Origin of the sequence: Dinghuibacter silviterrae (assembly GCF_004366355.1) — a bacterium.
GTDB classification, from domain to species: Bacteria; Bacteroidota; Bacteroidia; order Chitinophagales; family Chitinophagaceae; genus Dinghuibacter; species Dinghuibacter silviterrae.
The window spans coordinates 622098-638902 of the sequence record NZ_SODV01000001.1 but is presented as its reverse complement, the minus strand read 5'-3'; the positions used below and the strand labels follow the sequence as shown (position 1 = coordinate 638902).

The following is a 16805-nucleotide window of genomic DNA, read 5'->3' as shown; positions in this document are numbered from 1 at the left end:
TCTCATGCAAAAGCTGGAGAATTTTATTCTTGGCCGTTGGATCCCCGGCAGCGGGGACGGGCAGGTATTGTACGACGCCGTCACCGGGGAGGCTTTCGCCCGGGCGAGCACTGCGGGGCTTGATTTCCATGAGGTCCTGGTGTATGCCCGCGCGGTGGGGAACCCCGCCTTGCGACGGATGACCTTTCACGAAAGGGGGCGCATGCTCAAGGCGCTGGCCCTCCATCTTTCGGCACAAAAAGAAAAATTTTATACCCTGAGCTACCGGACCGGGGCCACCCGGGCCGACAGCTGGATTGATATTGAAGGGGGGATCGGGAATCTTTTCTCCTATGCCTCCCTGCGCCGGAAATTCCCCGACGAGGCGTATTGCCTGGACGGGGAAGCGCACATCTTAGGTAAGGGCGGTTCGTTTGCCGCCCAACACCTCCTGGTACCCAAAGAAGGAACGGCGATCCACATCAACGCGTTCAACTTCCCGGTATGGGGAATGCTCGAAAAGATCGCGGTCAACCTGCTGGCGGGGGTACCGGCGGTGGTCAAACCGGCCACCCTGACCGCTTACCTGACCGAAGCCGTGGTCCGGGAGATCGTGGCTTCGGGGATTTTACCCGACGGGGCACTCCAGCTGATCTGCGGGAGCGCGGGTGACCTGCTCAACTATGTGGGGTCTCAGGATGTGGTGACGTTTACCGGCTCGGCGGCAACAGGGTTGACACTAAAAACCCACCCGGCCATTTTGCGGGAAAACGTTCCCTTTACGATGGAGGCGGACTCTCTCAACAGCATCGTGCTGGGCGAGGACGTGGATCCGGGTATGCCGGAATGGGATCTTTTTATAAAGGAAATCCGCCGGGAAATGACCGCCAAGGCCGGGCAGAAGTGTACGGCCATCCGCCGGATATTTGTACCGGAAGGCCGGCTGGAGGCCGCCCGGGAAGCGCTGTCCAAGGCCCTTGCGCAAACGGTCGTGGGGAATCCGGCCCACGAGAAGGTCCGCATGGGTTCGCTGGCGGGTCAGGTCCAGCGGGAAGAAGTCCGGTCCCGGGTGCGGGAGCTGCTGGCGGACAGCCGGCTCATATATGGCAGTCTGGACGACGCCCCGGAGGTGCTCGACGCGGATGGTGTCAAAGGCGCCTTTTTGAGCCCATTGCTTTTGCTCAATGAAAAACCCCTGGCTGCGGAAGCCGTCCATTCCGTGGAAGCTTTTGGCCCGGTCAGCACGCTGATGCCCTACCGTTCTTTGGAAGAGGCTGTATTACTGACAAAAAAGGGACGCGGTTCCCTGGTGTGTTCACTCGTCACGGCCCGGCCTTCGCTGGCCCGCGAATTTGTCTTAGGCGCCGCCACCCACCACGGGCGGATCCTTGTCCTCAACGCCGCCTGCGCCAGGGAAAGCACCGGTCACGGCTCACCCCTTCCCTTGCTCGTGCACGGCGGACCCGGACGGGCCGGGGGTGGTGAGGAAATGGGCGGTGTCCGGGGCGTAAAGCATTATATGCAACGGGTCGCGGTACAGGGAGACCCTACAACGCTCACCGCCATTACGGGTGTCTATCAACCCGGTGGGGCCCAGACGACGGGGGATGTTCATCCGTTCCGGAAGTATTTCGAGGAGCTGCGCATCGGGGATACGGTCATCACCCATAAACGGACCGTTACGGCTGCCGACATCGTCAATTTTGCCAACGTCAGCTGGGATCATTTTTACGCCCATACCGACCATACCTCCCTGGAGGGAACGCCCTTTGAACACCCGGTGGCACACGGCTACTTCGTCCTCAGCGCCGCCGCGGGTCTTTTTGTCGACCCGGGCAAGGGACCCGTTCTGCTCAACTACGGCCTCGACGAATGCCGCTTTCTCAAACCGGTATATGCCGGGACTACGATCGGGGTGCGGCTGACGGTAAAGGAGAAAATACGACAAGAACTAAAGGATGACCAGGACATCCCCAAGGGGATCGTCCGCTGGCTGGTGGACGTGTATGACGAGACGGGGGAAAGTGTGGCGGTCGCCACGATCCTGACGATGGTGCGGTGCCGCGAGGCCTAGCTTTGGGCGCCGCCGCCGCTTGAAAATTTTAACGGGACCGTAACGGCAATTTTTTTAATTTGTACAGGCAATCGGTGATCTAACCAATATCCTCATACTAAAACCACAAGACTTAGGAGGTCGGAATTATATGATCCACGAAATTCAGGAGGGGTACGTAAAGATCGACCACGATCACGGCATCACGTCCCTCGAATTCTATCATCCCCAGAGCAATGCACTGCCGGGGAAACTGTTACACGAATTGGCCCAGGAGATACACATCGCGGGCCTCGATCCCAAAACCAAAGTAATTATCCTTCGATCCGCGGGTGACCGCGCTTTCTGCGCCGGCGCTGCCTTCGAGGAGCTGGAGTCGATCCAGACCGAATCCGAGGGAACCAAGTTCTTCAGCGGGTTTGCCGAAGTCATCAACGCCATGCGGAAGTGTCCGAAGTTCATCATCGGGCGCATCCAGGGCAAGTGCGTAGGCGGGGGCGTCGGTCTGGCCGCCGCCGTCGACTATTGCATTGCCTGGGAAAAAGTCGAGATCAGGCTTAGCGAACTGGCCCTGGGCATCGGACCGTTTGTGATCGGACCTGCCGTCGAACGGAAGATCGGCATTTCTGCCTTCAGCCAGCTGGCCATCGACGCGACCTTGTGGCGGAATGCCGACTGGGCGAAGAAGAAGGGTCTTTTTGCCGAGGTGCACGAAAGCATCGAGAACATGGACCACTCCATCAACCGCCTCGCGCTTTCGCTGGCCCACTCCAACCCGGACGCCATGAAAGAAATGAAAAAAAGTTTCTGGAAGGGCACCGAGCACTGGGATGAACTCCTGCACGAAAAGGCAGCCATCTCCGGAAAGCTTGTTTTGGGCGACTATACCAAGGAGGCCATCGCCCGTTTCCGTAAGGCCAGGGAGACGCAAAAAACAAAAGCACCTGCTTGATCTGGATCCAGCTTGCCATTGTCCTTTGTATGATCCTGGTGGGTTCCCGTATGAAGGGGATCGGCCTGGGCGTGATGGGCATGGTCGGTATGGCCATTTTTGTACTGGTTTTTCACATGCGGCCGGGGGAGCCACCCCTGGACGTCATGATGATCATCTTGTCTATCGTGACCACGGCGGCCTGTATGCAGGCGGCCGGAGGACTTGAATACCTCGTTTTTCTGGCGGAAAAACTGATCCGCCGCCATCCTTCGCGCATCGTTTTCCTTGGACCTGTCGTGGTGTTCTTTCTGGCGCTTTTTGCCGGCACTTCCCACGTCGTCTATTCCATGCTCCCCATCATCTACGAAGTATCGCTGGAAAAACGCATCCGCCCGGAGCGCCCCTTGAGCATTTCGGTGATCGCCTCGCACATCGCGCTGACGGGTAGCCCCATGGCGGCCGCCACGGCGGCGCTCGCCGCCATCTTAGGGTATCCGGGGGCCGCGGTGGATGTGATGAAGATCGGGATACCGGCCTGTTTTATCGGGATGCTGGCGGGGGCGGCGTCGGTATTGCGGATGGGGAAGGATTTGCCTGCCAGCGGGCCGCTCGTCCTGGAGGATGCGGCAGAGCCCGCGGCCCCGGCGGTCGCTCGTCCCCTCAAGCCCGGGGCGAAGACCTCGGTGTATATTTTTGGCGCGGCCATCCTTCTCGTTGTGCTGGCGGGCGCATTTCCTTCGCTGCTGCCGGCATGGGACGCGGGCAAGGTGACCTTTAGCATGAACGCCAACGGGAGCCTGAAAATGGTGACGGTGATCGAAATCGTTACCCTCGCGGCTTCGGCGGCGATCCTGTTGCTAACGCCGGCGACGCCCGGCGATGTGGCGCGGTCCAGCCTTTTTACTTCCATGGCGGTCGCCCTGGTATCGGTGTTCGGGGTGGTGTGGATGAGCGCTACTTTTATGGAAAACAACCAGGCCCTGATACAGGGCGCCCTCGGCGGCATCGCCAAGGCGCATCCATGGACGTTTTCCATCGTGATCTTTATACTGGGGGTGTTGATGTTTAGCCAGGCGGCGACGACAAAGGTCGCCATGCCGCTGGGGCTCGCCCTTGGTCTGCCGGGGCCGGCGCTCATCGCCATGTTCCCCGCGGTCAACAGCGACTGGGTGCTGCCGGGTTATCCCACCCTGCTCGCCGCGATCCAGATCGACAAGGCGGGGACGACGCGGATCGGAAAATGGGTGTTTAACCACAGTTTTCTGCGGCCGGGGATGGTGACCGTCGTCACGGCGATCGTGGTGGGGTTTCTTCTGACGAAAGTGTTGCTGTAGCGGCGCGTCTCTACAAATCCTCGTATTCGTATAACGGGTCGATCGGGCTGCCCGGGGGCAGGTGGAGGATCGGATTGATGTACCCGTCCTTCAGACCGTAGGCCCAGCCGTGCAGGTGCGGCCGCCCCTCGGTTTTCCAGGCTTTTTGGATAGTGGACATCTTGGCCAGGTTCAGGACCTGTTCCCTTACGTTGAGCTCCACGAGCCGGTCCGCCCTTTGCTCCTCGTCGGGTATGGCGTCCAGCTCCTCTTGGTGGAAGCGGTACACGTCCTTGATATTACGGAGCCATTTATTCAGGATAGGCTTGAAGTCCGTGCGGGTCATGGCCGCGCGTACGCCGCCGCAGCCGTAGTGACCGCAGACGATGACGTGGTTGACTTTGAGGATGTTGACGGCGTAGTCGAGGACGGCGCTGAGGTTGACGTCGGTATGGACGACGACGTTGGCGATGTTGCGGTGGACGAAGATCTCTCCGGGTTGGGTGTCGGTGATCTGGTTGGCGGGAACCCGGCTGTCGCTACAGCCGATCCAGAGGAATTCCGGCTTTTGCAGGTTGGCGAGGCGTTTGAAGAATTCGGGATCTTCCTCGACACGCAGGTTGGCCCACGCCTTGTTGTTCTCCAGCAACTTTTTAAAGTCCATAAGCTATGCGTTTGCGCCCGCGGCGCTATATGTTCAAACCGCCGCAGGTGCTGATGACCTGGCCGGTGATGTAAGAACTCATATCGGAGGCCAGGAAGAGCGCGGTATCGGCGATCTCGTCGGTGGTTCCAAAGCGGCCCAGGGGGATCTTCTTTAGGAATTCCGCGGCCCCATGGCCTTTTTTGAGGTAGTGCGTCATGTCGGTCTCGACAAAACCGGGGGCGATGGCATTGCAGCGTACGTTCCTGCTGCCCAGTTCGAGGGCGATGGATTTTGTAAAACCGATGATGCCGGCCTTGGAGGCGGCGTAGGCAGCCTGGCCGGCATTGCCCCGGACACCCACGATGGAGCTCATGTTGATGATGCTCCCGGTTTTTGCCTTCATCATGTGTTTGATGACCTGCTTGGTCAGGTTGTAGACGCTGTCCAGGTTGGTCTGGATCACCTCGTGCCATTGTTCCTGGGTGACCCTCAATAGAAGGTTGTCCTTTGAAATACCCGCGTTGTTCACACACACGTCCACGGTCCCGAATTCTTTGACAACTTCATTTACAAAGTGTTCGCAGTCCGCAAAAACGGCGGCGTTGCTGCGGAAGGCCCGGGCCTTGACGCCCTTTGTCCACAGCTCTTCCTCCAGCGCTTTTGCCTTGGGCGCGCTGCTTTCGCTGACATAGGTGAAGGCGATGTGCGCGCCGTGTTCGGCGAATTTGCGTACGATCCCCTCCCCGATACCGCGTGCGGCGCCGGTGACGATGACCACTTTGTTCTTTAATAGTTGCATAAGTTCCAGATTCGGGACGCGAAGATAAGACAAACCGTGCAAAGGGCACTATCGGCGTCTGCCCGAAGTTTAACGTCCCTCCCAGTGCCTGAGGAGTTCCAGGATCTCCTCCATGTGCTTGCGGTCGTTGGAGAGGCGGGGCACTTTGTGTTGGCCGCCGAGCTTGCCTTTGCCTTTTAGCCAGGCGTTGAAAAGGCCTTTGGGCACGGCGTGCACGATGGGCAAGCCCAGCGCGATGTCTTTGTGCCGCTTGGCGTCATAGTCGCTGTTGATTTGTCTGAGGGCGGTATCCAGCACCGTGATAAAGGTGGCCATGTCCGCCGGCTCCCGTTCGAATTCGATGACCCATTCGTGGGCGCCGTTTCCGTGGTCGCTGAAATACACAGGCGCGGCGGTATAGTCGTTGACGATGGCGCCGGTCTGCTCGGACGCCAGGGCGATGGCCCGGTCGGTATTGTCGATGATGACCTCTTCTCCGAAGGCGTTGATGAAGTGCTTTAGCCGGCCGGAAACCCTGACCCGGAAGGGATTTAATGACGTGAATTCCACGGTATCGCCCACCAGGTAGCGCCAAAGGCCACCGTTGGTAGAAACGACCAGGGCGTATTGTTTCCCCAGCTCGACGTGCTGGAGACCGACCGTTTGCGGATCAGATTTACCATATTCCCCCACGGGCATGAACTCGTAGAAGATGCCATGGTCGAGGAAAAGCAACATGCCTTCGGACTTGGGCTGGTCCTGTGCGGCAAAGAAGCCCTCGCTGGCGTTGTAGATCTCCAGGTAGCTGATCTCTTTCCCCAGGACCCGGGCAAACTGCTCCCGGTAAGGCGTAAACGAGACCCCTCCGTGTATGTAGAGCTCCAGGTTGGGCCAGACGTCTGCGATATGGTTTTTCCCGGTGATGTCGAGGATGCGTTTGAGGAGCAAAAGGGTCCATGTCGGTACGCCGGACAACGAGGTTACATTCTCCTTGATGGTGGAGGACGCGAGTTTTTCGATCTTCGTTTCCCATTCGTCCATCAATGCGATGGCGAGCTCGGGGGTGCGCAGCCATTGCCCGTAAAACGGCGCATTTTGCAAAAGGACCGCGCTCAGGTCGCCGAAATGGACGTCTACTTCTTCGTTGACCTTATTGATCTGGTGGCTGCCGCCGACGACGAGTCCTTTGCCGGTCAGGAGGTCGGAGTCGGGAAAGTTGGCGTAGTAGAGCGTGAGCACATCCCTGGCCGCCTTGTAGTGGCCGTCTTTGAGGCTTTCTTCGGTGACGGGGATAAACTTGCTCCGGTCGCTCGTGGTGCCGCTGCTTTTGGCAAACCAGTGCACGGGGGTGTTCCAGAGGACGTTCTCCTCCCCCTGCATCATGCGCTCGATATAGGGTTTCAGGTCCTCGTATTCGTGAATCGGAATGCGCTGTTTGAATTCCTTGACGGAAAAAAGCTCGGACAGCCCGTACCGCCTGCCGATCTCCGTATACTGGGCCATGGTCACCAGGTCCTGCAATACCTCCCGCTGTGCGGCGCGCGGATGCTCGGACCATTGCTGGACCCTCCAGTAGCGCAGCCGCGCCAGTCTTGATATGGCGGGACTCAGTATCTTCATATCAAACCCGCGTCTTTCAGCAGGTAGTCTTTGCGTTTCAGTTCGAAATTGCGGCCCAGGTACAGGTTCCGCACTTGTTCGTCTTCTGCCAGGTCTTCGGCTGTCCCTTGTTTGAAGATCTTGCCTTCGATCAGGAGATAGGCCCGGTCACAGATAGAAAGGGTTTCGTTGACGTTATGGTCGGTGATGAGGATGCCGATGTTCCGGTACTTCAAACGGGCCACGACGGTTTGTATGTCCTCCACCGCGATGGGGTCCACCCCCGCGAAGGGTTCGTCGAGCAGGATAAACTTAGGGTCGACGGCCAGGGCCCGGGCGATTTCCGTCCGGCGCCGTTCGCCCCCGCTGAGGGAGTCCCCATTATTTTTTCTAACATGCTGAAGATGAAATTCTTCAAGAAGGGCTTCGAGCTTTTCCCGTTGCTGGGCCTTGGTGAGTTTTGTCATCTCCAGGACGGCCGCCAGGTTGTCCTCTACGCTTAGCTTTCGAAACACCGAGGCTTCCTGGGGAAGGTAACCTATGCCCATCTGCGCCCTTTTGTACATGGGCAGCTTTGTGATGTCCTCGTTGTTGAGATAGACGGCACCCTCGTCGGGCCGCACAAAGCCCACGACCATGTAAAAGGTAGTCGTTTTCCCTGCGCCGTTAGGTCCCAACAGACCTACGATCTCCCCCTGCTGTACCTCCACGCTCACGTGGTTGACCACCGTCCGGTGACCATAACGTTTTACCAGTTCCTGGGTATGTATGGTTGCCCGTTCCAAATTGTCCCGTTTTGGAGCAAAAATAGTACCTTGCCGGGGTTTTATCGAAAATTATGCAAGTAACGCAACATTTAAAGGAAGCCAAAGGGACGTTAATTTCTTTTGAGATTTTGCCCCCCCTGAAAGGCAAGACGATCCAGTCGATCTTTGACCACCTGGACCCCCTGATGGAGTTCAAGCCTTCCTTTATCAATGTGACCTACCACCGGAGCGAACACGTCTATAAAAAGCGGGCCGACGGCACCTTTGAAAAGGTAGAGGTCCGCAAACGCCCCGGTACGGTCGGTATTTGCGCCGCCATCATGAACCGCTACCGGGTGGATGCCATCCCGCACATGATCTGCGGAGGTTTCTCGCGTCAGGAGACCGAGGACGCACTGATCGACCTGGCCTTCTTAGGTATCGATAATGTCCTGGTGTTGAGGGGCGACGCGGCCAAGAATGAGTCCAGCTTCGAACCGGAACCCAACGGGCACCGGTATGCCATCGACCTCCTTCGCCAGGTCGTCCACATGAACAACGGAGAATACCTGGAGGAAGATATCCGGAACGGCGGCCGTACGGGTTTTTGCATCGGTGTCGCGGGCTATCCGGAAAAGCACTTCGAGGCCCCCAATATGGATTCCGACCTGTCCTACCTCAAAGCCAAGGTCGACGCCGGGGCCGATTACATCACGACCCAGATGTTCTTCGACAACCAGAAGTATTTCGATTTTGTAAAACGCTGCAGGGAGCACGACATCCACGTGCCCATCATCCCAGGCCTGAAGCCGTTGACGTCCAAAAAACAACTCAACGTCCTCCCGCGCACGTTCCACGTAGACATCCCCAACGACCTCTCCGAGGAAATCACCAAGTGCAAGACCGATGCCGCCGTCGAACAAGTCGGCACCGAGTGGCTCGCCCAACAATCCCGCGAGCTTCTTGCCGCCGGGGTGCCGGTGCTCCACTACTACACCCTTGGGAAGCCTCAGGTGATCTACGATGCGGTAAAATCGATCCTCTAGCACTCTACCAATCTAACATATCGGTACAGGCTTCCTGTCCTCGTGCATTTGAACCTTGGCGGTCAGGGCGGGGTGGGTGGTCTATTTTACTCACTTTTCCTTGGCGGTTAAACACCTTCAGCGTTCAGTCGTTCCAATTCGCCAAGGAAAAGTGAGTAAAATAGACCACCCACCCCGCCCGGGGGCTTTAGGGCTGGATGCCATGGCAGTGGCCGGTTTTGGCCGTTTCGCATGGGCCGGTGGCCGGTAAGGGGAAAAAGGGAATCAAAGCCGGAAGGCCAGGTTCAGGCTGAAGGCGCGGTTCTTGCCTTCGTCGTTATTATTAGAGGAGGAAGATGCGATTTTCGTGAGGCCCATGTCGTAGCCGGCGGTGAGTTGGACGGGGCCGAGTTCGAAGCCCAAGAGGAAGTTGAGGCCGAAGTCGTAGCGGCGGAGGACACCGGCGCCGGACCCGTTTTCGGAGCCCGTGGTGAAGTCGCCGGAGTCGGTCCATTTGATGGTGCTGGTGCTGGTGGAGCTGCCGGCGGCGGAGGTGACGTTGGTCACATAGTTGCCGGCTACGCCCATGGCGGCATAGCCGCCGGCGCCAAGGAGGAGGGCGACCTGGGGGCCGACGGGTAGTTTGAGAACGGCGTCAACGGGGACCTCGATGTAGTAAGGGCGGAAGGTGTAGGTGCCCGTGTACAAAGAGGAATTGTATTGCGCACGGGAACCCTTGCCGGTGAATTCGGCGCCGATCTGGAGGGAAAAGAGGTCGGCCAGGGGGATGTCTCCCAGCAGCCCGGCGTTAAAGCTGGCCCTGGTATGGGCACTATTGACACCCCCGTCGGACGTGGTGGTGACATTGGCGAGGTTGAGGCCGCCCTTGATATAAAGACCTCCTACATTGGAGAAGAGGCTGTTCTCGGTGTGTGTTGTCGTGGTCTGGGCCATCACTGCCGTAGCACCTAACAAGGCGAGGCAGGACAAGAGCATGTTCTTGCGCATAGCTATGAATGATTCCAATTCCATGCCAATTCGCAGGGTGGCGTCAGCGCTTGATCTGTGCCAATACAGACTGGTTGACGGTTACGGGATATTTGCGGCGGAGGCCGGCGATCCATTTCCGTTCCAGGTAATTTTGATAGTCGTTGAGCACAAGACCCTTTACTTCTTCAAAACCCGTGGCGGGTACCGGGGGATACACCTTTAGGAGCGCGTATACATGGTAGTGGTTGTCGGGTTGGAGGGCCGGCGTGGTGACAAGACCGGCTTGTGCCCCGGCGCTGTCAATGGAGAGCGCCTGTAGTTCGACGCGGGCGGAGTCCGCGGCTATGGAGGGGTAGGCGCCCAGGGTTTCCCTCCAGCGGGAGGGAGCTTGTAGCAGTTGCGCGCGGAAACGCGACAGCGAACTGCTGTCGGCAGCGCTGAAGAAAAGCGCGTCGGCACTGGGCCGGAGGTGGAATTGGTCTTTGTGTTGCCAGAACCAGCTCCGGAGGGCGGCGGTGTCATCCTCGGCCCGGTTCCAAACGTCTTGTTGGGTGATGGAGAATAAGAGCGTACCGTCGGCGAATTCGCGGACCTGGTAGTGGTATTCCGGATAAAGGTGGTCGAGGTTGGCCTGGACATATTCCAGGGCTGAAGTGTGGAGAAAGGTACGCAGGATGTCGGGGTACCGGACGAAGGGATCCTTGCCGTCGCCGGTTCGTTTATAAAGGAGGTACCTGAACCAGTCGGTGGAGGTGTACGTTTTGTTTTCAAAAGAGAACAGGGGGATCTGGCGTACCTTTTTGATGTATTCTTCGCCCCCGCGGGTTTTTAGTAACGTGTCCGTGGTCCGGAACAACCAGGCGGTGTCGGGGCGAAGGTCGCGGTACCGGATCATGGGAAGAGAGGATTCGGCAAAGGCGGCTTTGGCGGCATCCATCCGGTCGCTGTAAAAGACCTTTTGCTGGAGGGTATACCAGCGCTGATTGTCCAGGCTGTCCCGTAGAGCCGGTTGGAGTCCTATCTTTTTGATGATGTGATAACCATAGGCTGTTTCTATGGGTGCGGACACATCCCCGTTCTGCGCCAGGGCAAAGGCGGCCTTTTCAAAGGCGGGGTCGAAATCACCCGTGGTGAAGTCGGGGAGCAACCCATAGTTGTAATACGTCATCTTGTCGTCGCTGTACCGGCGGACGAGGCTGTCGAAGTTGCCTCCCTTTTTCAAGGAATCATAGACGTGGTTTGCGATGGAAAGGGCCTTGTCTTTGTCGGCCTGGGTGGCTTTTGGGGGGAGTGCAATGAGGATCTGGGCGACCCGGATCGAGCCGGGGTTGGGGCGCTGGCCCAGGCGTTTGAAAATATGGTAACCCGAACGGCTCCGGTAGATCCCGGACCAGGCGCCGTCTTTGAGACCGTATACGATGTTCTCGGCGGCGTAGGGCAACGAAAAAGCAGTGATGTATCCTGTATAGCCACCCGTGGTTTTGAGGAGGGGGCTGCTTCCGTAGGTCGAGGCCACGGTGGCAAAGGGGACGCCTTTGGCCAGTTGGTCCCGGGCCTCCCGGATACGGGTATAAGCCTCTGTGGAATCACCGGGACGGGTAAAGCCTATAAAAATCTGGGCGATTTCGACGTCGGTCTGTCCCCGTTCCAGGGCTTCCTGGCTGAGCCGGCCGATGCCCTCCAGGCGGTGCATGGTTTGGTCGGAAAGTTCCCGTGTAAAACCCCGCTGGTCTCGTTGGAAGTCTGCGGCCGAATCCAGGCGGGCATCCTCGGCGGCGCGGACCTTTAGCTTATAGTCGATGTACAGGTTCAGGTAGGCGTCCACGCTTTTTCCGGCGGCCTGTGTATTGTTTTTGCGGTAGGCCCACAGGAACTCCTGCTTGTCGACCTTATAGGGGCCGTAGCTAAAAAGGGTCTGCGCGTTTACGGCCCCCTGAATGCCACAAGCCATCAAAAAGAAAGAGGTGATCTTTTTCATCAGCGGGATACGGGATTGGTGGTGTGTGCCCTTTGCATTTTCCGTTGGATGAGCTCATCCACCTGTTCCCAGGTCAGCTTTTTGCCGACGATCTTTTTTTGTTCGTCCAGCAGGTAGATCGTGGGCGTCTGGTAGACGTCATAGAGCTGCCGGAAGCCCGCGCGTTTGGCGTCTATGTCTTCCTGTTTCATGGCCGGTGTCTGGTACACGTTGAGCCAGTCGTCCAGGTGGTGATCCCGGATGTACTTCATCCAGTGGGCCTTTTCAGGGGCGATCTTGGCCACATCGGTTTTGACGGTGTCGATGAGGACGGCCCAAACCTTTACACCCAGTTGTTTCCATTTGGCGACATAGATACTGTCGAGCTCCGGGACGATCTTTTGACAATGTCCGCAATCCGGGTCCCAAAAACAAACGACGGTAAAGGGCGCCTGGACAGAATACAAGGACAACTTCCGGTCCGCGGTGTCCAGAAGCGACATATCCGCGGCGGGGTCGCCGAGCTGGTTGGCCATGATGCTGTAGGCGCGGTCGTAGATGGCTTTTTTCTGGGCATCGGTCAGCCAGTCCACCTGCCCGGTCTGGTAGTATTTTTCGAACAAATCCAGGAACACGGCGTCCTGGCCCATATACTTCGGCGTGGCGTAGTCGTTGGTGAATTTTGTGATGAAGTATTTGAACATCGTCGGGTCGGAGCGGCTGTACAGGATCATGTAGTTGACCTCCTCTTTCAGGGAGTCGGGCTCCGGGGACACCAAACGGGTGAAGTAGTCGTTGAGCTTTGGTTCGAAGATGGGGGTGAAGAGCAGCCGTCCGTCGTTAAAGGCAATGCCGTCCCAGTAGTGGGCCTTGTAATAACGGTAGGCAAAAAGAGAGTCGGGCCGGCCGTTGGACAGTTTGGGGGCGGGCGGAATAACCGGTTCCTGCATCAGGGCGAACAGGGTCGCCAGGAAGCTGCTGGGATTGACCTTCATCAGGTTGGTCCGGTAGTCCGCGGTGGCCTTGTTGATCGACTGGATCTGGTCGATCAGACGGGTCGAGTCGGCGTGGGTCTTTGCGGTGGACAGCGCTTGTTGCAGGGGGCGCATCCGGGTGTATTGTCCCGCGGCATACGCCTGGTAGGAAGAAAAGACATCGTTGTCGGGAGACCCGGTAAAGTGCGTACCATGGACGAGGTCGGCGGAGTCCGCGACGACGCTGAAGTGCTGTTTGGCGCTCCCGCTGTCTATGAGCATTTCCACCATCTGGTTTTTGGCCGGGTTGACGACCATGTATATGCCGCCCTCCAGGGGTTCTCGCCCCTTGAATTCCACCGTGCTCCCGGGTCCCAGGGGTAGGGAATCCTTGACATAGACGGGTTTGCCGAAATAATGCGCCAGGTAAATAAACCCCCGGGTGTACGGTTTGAAAGTCACTTTGATGTCGTAGCCTTGGGCCAGGAGGGAGGAAGAAGGCCAGGCGGCCGCCAGCAGGAACAGGGCGAGCGCACCCTTCATTATGGATTGGATTTTAGTCGCTTTCACAACGGAAATATACACGAAAAGTGGGACACATACACGAATCCAGTATTTTTGCTACGTGAGAAAAAAATTGTTGAAGACGCTGGAACAGGTAGCGGTTACGGACTATGCGGCCGAAGGCAAGGCACTCGCAAGAATAGACGGCAAGGTCATCTTTATAGAAGGAGCGGTTCCCGGTGACGTGGTGGACGTCGTCCTTACGAAGAGTAAGAAAGACTGGGCAGAGGGGCGGGTAACGGCTTTCAGGTCCCTGTCCCCGGAGCGGGTCGACCCGTTTTGTCCGCATTTCGGACTTTGCGGCGGGTGTAAATGGCAGATGCTGCCTTATCCGCAACAGTTGGTCTACAAGGAGCGGGAAGTTATCCAGAACCTGACACGCCTGGGCAAAATAACCCTCCCGGAAGTCCGCCCGATCATCGGCGGAGAAGACACCCGCTATTACCGGAACAAACTGGAATTTACGTTTAGCAGCCGCCGTTACCGGACGCAGGAAGAAATGCGCGCCGCCGGGCCGGACATGCCTGCGCCCGAACCGGGTCTGGGTTTTCACGTACCCAAGCTTTTCGACAAGGTCATCGACCTAAAGGAATGCCATCTGCAGGCGGAGCCGAGCGACCTCATCCGGTCGACGGTCCGGGACTTTGCCTTGAGGGAAGGCTATACGTTTTACGACATCCGCCAGCATACCGGCTGGCTCAGGAACCTGGTGGTCCGGGTGTGTACAACCGGGGAAGTCATGGTCAACCTCGTCATGGGGTACGAAGACCGGGTGGAGGGCCCCCGGTTGATGGATCATCTCCTGGCGCAGGTCCCGGGGATCACGACCCTTTTGTATACGATCAACCCGAAGTGGAACGACAGCATCCACGACCTGGAGCCCAAGACCTATTACGGAAAAGGCTTTGTCACCGAGACCCTGGAGGACTTCCGGTTTAAGATCGGACCCAAATCCTTTTTCCAGACCAATACCCGGCAGGCGGAAAGGCTCTATTCAGTCGTCAGGGAGTTTGCGGGCCTGACGGGAACCGAAACCATCTACGACCTATACTGCGGCACGGGAAGCATCGGGATCTTCCTGAGCCCGAAAGCAGGAAGGGTTGTAGGGGTGGAAGTGATCGAAGCCGCGATCCGGGACGCAGAGGAAAACGCCCGCCTGAACGGCGTTGAACACGCCCGGTTTTTTACGGGAGATGTGACGGAAGTGTGCGACGACGCCTTTTTCGCCGCGCATGGCCGGCCGGATGTGCTCATCACCGACCCGCCCCGGGCGGGTATGCACGAGCAACTGGTCCGGAAACTCCTGGAAATAGGGGCGCCCAGGGTGGTATATGTGAGCTGTAACGTGGCCACCCAGGCCAGGGATCTGCAACTGCTGGACGAGCGCTACCGGATAACCCGGGTCCAGCCGGTGGACCTGTTTCCCCATACCCATCACATCGAGAACGTGGTGTTGCTGGAGTGGAGGGGGTGATTTTGACGGCGATGCGCTATTTTTAACAACAAAACTATCGGACATGGCTAACTATCGGCAGAGTGGGTTACCTGGATTCCCTCCTGTTATTAAATACCTGATTATCATTAATGTTGTCGTTTGGCTTTTGGAAATCCTCACGGGAGGTTCCGGGTCCTGGATCATTCGCACTTTCGCTTTGTATGACATCCGTTCCTCCTTGTTCAAGCCCTTCCAGTTTGTGTCGTACATGTTTCTCCACGAAGCCACCTCGGGCGGGCGTATCGTTTTTGCCCATATTTTCTTCAATATGTTTGCCCTCTGGATGTTCGGCAGTACGCTGGAGAACTTCTGGGGGTCCAAACGGTTTTTGAATTTCTACCTGATCTGCGGGATAGGTGCGGTGATTATCAATATGATAATCATGTATTTCCACAACACTTCCCTGCTCCATGAGTACGCAGGGGCGATCGACCAGGACACGGGTATTGCCCTTCGGGACGAAATCCTCAACGTACCGCTCTATGGCGCTTCCGGCGCGATCTTCGGGGTGCTGGTCGCCTTTGGATATACTTTTCCGAACACGGAAATGTTCATTATTCCTATTCCATTCCCGATAAAGGCAAAGTGGCTGGTGATCGGGTATATCCTGATCGAGCTGTTTGGCGGCGTCCGGGCGACACCGGGCGACGACGTCGCACACTATGCACACCTGGGGGGTGGCCTGGTGGGCTTTTTGATTGTCTTTATCTGGAACAGGACCAATCGCCGGGATTTTTATTAACGATTCATCCCGGGGCGATTTCGTAACTTTAGGGTAGAATATTACGTACGTATTAAGGGAGTGAAAGTTTTTATGGCAGTTACGGAAAAAAATAGCCGGCGCAGGATCCTGCTGGGAGAGTCCAACAATGCCCTATTCAACCTGGTGGCGATAAACGCCGTCATCTTCGTCATACTGGGGTTCATCCAGATCATTTATAAGGTCACCACCCAGGCCGGGCCCCCGACCTCGTCCGAGTTGTTTCAAAAGCACGTGCTGGACTGGATAGCCCTGCCGGGTAACTTTTCCACGTTCGCCACCCGGCCCTGGACGTTACTCACGGCCATGTTTATCCACGTGGACGCCTGGCTGCTCATCAGCAATATGCTTTGGCTTTGGGCCTTTGGGTACATCCTTCAGGATCTTACGGGCAACCGCCAGATCGTCCCCTTGTACCTGTACGGCGGCCTTGCCGGCGGCGTGGTTTTCCTGGCGATTTGTACGCTTAGCCCCGGCCTGAGAGGGTTTTCACCTGAGCTCATCGGCGCCAATGCGGGGATCATGGCGATCGCCATCGCCACCACCATGGTATCGCCGGATTACCGGATATTCCCCATGCTCAACGGAGGCATTCCCCTGTGGATCCTGACCATTGTGTACGTGGCCATCGACCTGGCCGGGGTAGGGGGCGCGCCTTACGCGTATCACCTGTCCCACGCGGCGGGGGCCGCCATGGGCTTTGTTTTCGTGCAAGAGCTGCGCAAGGGGCGTGACTGGGGCGGGTGGATGCACAGCCTCTACCAATGGGTCATGAACCTCGCCAACCCGAACAATGTCAAGGAAAAGAAGGTGTTTAAAAAAGAACTGTTCTATAAAAACCAGGGTAATCCGCCTTACACGAAGACGCCATTGATCACCCAACAAAAAGTAGACGAGCTTCTCGATAAGATCTCGCAAAAGGGCTACCAACACCTCACGGAGGAGGAACGGGAGTTCCTGAAACGGGCTAGCGAAGAAGAAGAGTTGTAATA

Annotated in this window: 14 protein-coding genes; 7 read left to right on the top strand and 7 right to left on the bottom strand. The window is 57.5% G+C overall.

Translation table 11 applies throughout. The features are described from left to right. Positions 1–4: 4 nt before the first annotated feature. From paaZ to EDB95_RS02795, 3 genes are all read left to right on the top strand, one after another. Complete coding sequence (gene paaZ / locus EDB95_RS02805; RefSeq protein ID WP_133990363.1) at positions 5–2053, top strand: phenylacetic acid degradation bifunctional protein PaaZ; 2049 nt, start codon at positions 5–7, stop codon at positions 2051–2053. A 130-nt stretch (positions 2054–2183) separates the two neighbouring features. Further along, positions 2184–2984 carry an enoyl-CoA hydratase/isomerase family protein gene (locus EDB95_RS02800; protein ID WP_133990361.1) on the top strand — a complete coding sequence of 267 codons (801 nt, stop codon included), beginning with the start codon at positions 2184–2186 and terminating at the stop codon, positions 2982–2984. After that, on the top strand, positions 2981–4300 hold the full coding sequence (locus EDB95_RS02795; RefSeq protein ID WP_133990359.1) for an anaerobic C4-dicarboxylate transporter family protein: 1320 nt from the start codon (positions 2981–2983) through the stop codon (positions 4298–4300). The genes EDB95_RS02800 and EDB95_RS02795 overlap by 4 nt, the downstream gene beginning before the upstream one ends. A gap of 10 nt (positions 4301–4310) precedes the next feature. On the opposite strand, the gene EDB95_RS02790 is transcribed toward EDB95_RS02795, so the two are convergent. The 4 genes from EDB95_RS02790 to lptB all read right to left on the bottom strand — a co-directional run bounded on the left by EDB95_RS02790 (position 4311) and on the right by lptB (position 8087). Beyond that, positions 4311–4943, bottom strand: coding sequence for a carbonic anhydrase (locus EDB95_RS02790; protein WP_133990357.1), 633 nt, complete (start codon positions 4941–4943; stop codon positions 4311–4313). Positions 4944–4968: 25 nt separating this feature from the next. Continuing rightward, entirely contained in the window at positions 4969–5724 is a 756-nt protein-coding gene (fabG, locus tag EDB95_RS02785; protein WP_133990355.1) for a 3-oxoacyl-[acyl-carrier-protein] reductase, read from the bottom strand. A gap of 69 nt (positions 5725–5793) precedes the next feature. Further along, entirely contained in the window at positions 5794–7323 is a 1530-nt protein-coding gene (locus EDB95_RS02780) for a GH3 auxin-responsive promoter family protein (protein WP_133990353.1), read from the bottom strand. After that, complete coding sequence (gene lptB, locus EDB95_RS02775) at positions 7320–8087, bottom strand: LPS export ABC transporter ATP-binding protein (RefSeq protein WP_211352040.1); 768 nt, start codon at positions 8085–8087, stop codon at positions 7320–7322. Before lptB ends, EDB95_RS02780 begins: the two co-directional genes overlap by 4 nt. A gap of 53 nt (positions 8088–8140) precedes the next feature. Between lptB and metF the strand changes: the two genes are divergently transcribed. Next, positions 8141–9094, top strand: a complete 954-nt coding sequence (metF, locus tag EDB95_RS02770; protein WP_133990351.1) for a methylenetetrahydrofolate reductase [NAD(P)H] — start codon at positions 8141–8143, stop codon at positions 9092–9094. Positions 9095–9358: 264 nt separating this feature from the next. Here the strand turns inward: metF and EDB95_RS02765 are convergent, their stop codons facing one another. The 3 genes from EDB95_RS02765 to EDB95_RS02755 are packed head-to-tail and all read right to left on the bottom strand — an operon-like array spanning position 9359 to position 13564. Continuing rightward, the gene (locus tag EDB95_RS02765; RefSeq protein ID WP_162852465.1) at positions 9359–10081 is read right to left on the bottom strand and encodes an outer membrane beta-barrel protein; all 723 of its coding nucleotides are present in this window, start codon (positions 10079–10081) and stop codon (positions 9359–9361) included. Positions 10082–10124: 43 nt separating this feature from the next. After that, positions 10125–12041 (bottom strand): peptidylprolyl isomerase, encoded by a 1917-nt coding sequence (locus EDB95_RS02760; protein WP_133990347.1) that lies wholly within the window; start codon positions 12039–12041, stop codon positions 10125–10127. Beyond that, entirely contained in the window at positions 12041–13564 is a 1524-nt protein-coding gene (locus EDB95_RS02755; RefSeq protein ID WP_246073470.1) for a redoxin domain-containing protein, read from the bottom strand. Before EDB95_RS02755 ends, EDB95_RS02760 begins: the two co-directional genes overlap by 1 nt. A gap of 55 nt (positions 13565–13619) precedes the next feature. Here EDB95_RS02755 and rlmD point away from each other — a divergent pair, with 55 nt between their 5' ends. From rlmD to EDB95_RS02740, 3 genes are all read left to right on the top strand, one after another. Next, positions 13620–15032, top strand: coding sequence for a 23S rRNA (uracil(1939)-C(5))-methyltransferase RlmD (gene rlmD / locus EDB95_RS02750; protein ID WP_246073468.1), 1413 nt, complete (start codon positions 13620–13622; stop codon positions 15030–15032). Positions 15033–15075: 43 nt separating this feature from the next. Further along, entirely contained in the window at positions 15076–15795 is a 720-nt protein-coding gene (locus tag EDB95_RS02745) for a rhomboid family intramembrane serine protease (protein WP_133990341.1), read from the top strand. 72 nt (positions 15796–15867) lie between these two features. Next, positions 15868–16803 (top strand): rhomboid family intramembrane serine protease, encoded by a 936-nt coding sequence (locus EDB95_RS02740; protein WP_133990339.1) that lies wholly within the window; start codon positions 15868–15870, stop codon positions 16801–16803. Positions 16804–16805: the final 2 nt, after the last annotated feature.

Excerpts from the sequence above, each read along its gene's own strand:
- EDB95_RS02780 (WP_133990353.1), bottom strand. The coding sequence starts at position 7,323 with ATGAAGATACTGAGTCCCGCCATATCAAGACTGGCGCGGCTGCGCTAC.
- fabG (WP_133990355.1), bottom strand. The coding sequence starts at position 5,724 with ATGCAACTATTAAAGAACAAAGTGGTCATCGTCACCGGCGCCGCACGC.
- EDB95_RS02760 (WP_133990347.1), bottom strand. The coding sequence starts at position 12,041 with ATGAAAAAGATCACCTCTTTCTTTTTGATGGCTTGTGGCATTCAGGGG.
- EDB95_RS02765 (WP_162852465.1), bottom strand. The coding sequence starts at position 10,081 with ATGCGCAAGAACATGCTCTTGTCCTGCCTCGCCTTGTTAGGTGCTACG.
- metF (WP_133990351.1), top strand. The coding sequence starts at position 8,141 with ATGCAAGTAACGCAACATTTAAAGGAAGCCAAAGGGACGTTAATTTCT.
- EDB95_RS02745 (WP_133990341.1), top strand. The coding sequence starts at position 15,076 with ATGGCTAACTATCGGCAGAGTGGGTTACCTGGATTCCCTCCTGTTATT.
- EDB95_RS02800 (WP_133990361.1), top strand. The coding sequence starts at position 2,184 with ATGATCCACGAAATTCAGGAGGGGTACGTAAAGATCGACCACGATCAC.
- paaZ (WP_133990363.1), top strand. The coding sequence starts at position 5 with ATGCAAAAGCTGGAGAATTTTATTCTTGGCCGTTGGATCCCCGGCAGC.
- EDB95_RS02790 (WP_133990357.1), bottom strand. The coding sequence starts at position 4,943 with ATGGACTTTAAAAAGTTGCTGGAGAACAACAAGGCGTGGGCCAACCTG.
- EDB95_RS02740 (WP_133990339.1), top strand. The coding sequence starts at position 15,868 with ATGGCAGTTACGGAAAAAAATAGCCGGCGCAGGATCCTGCTGGGAGAG.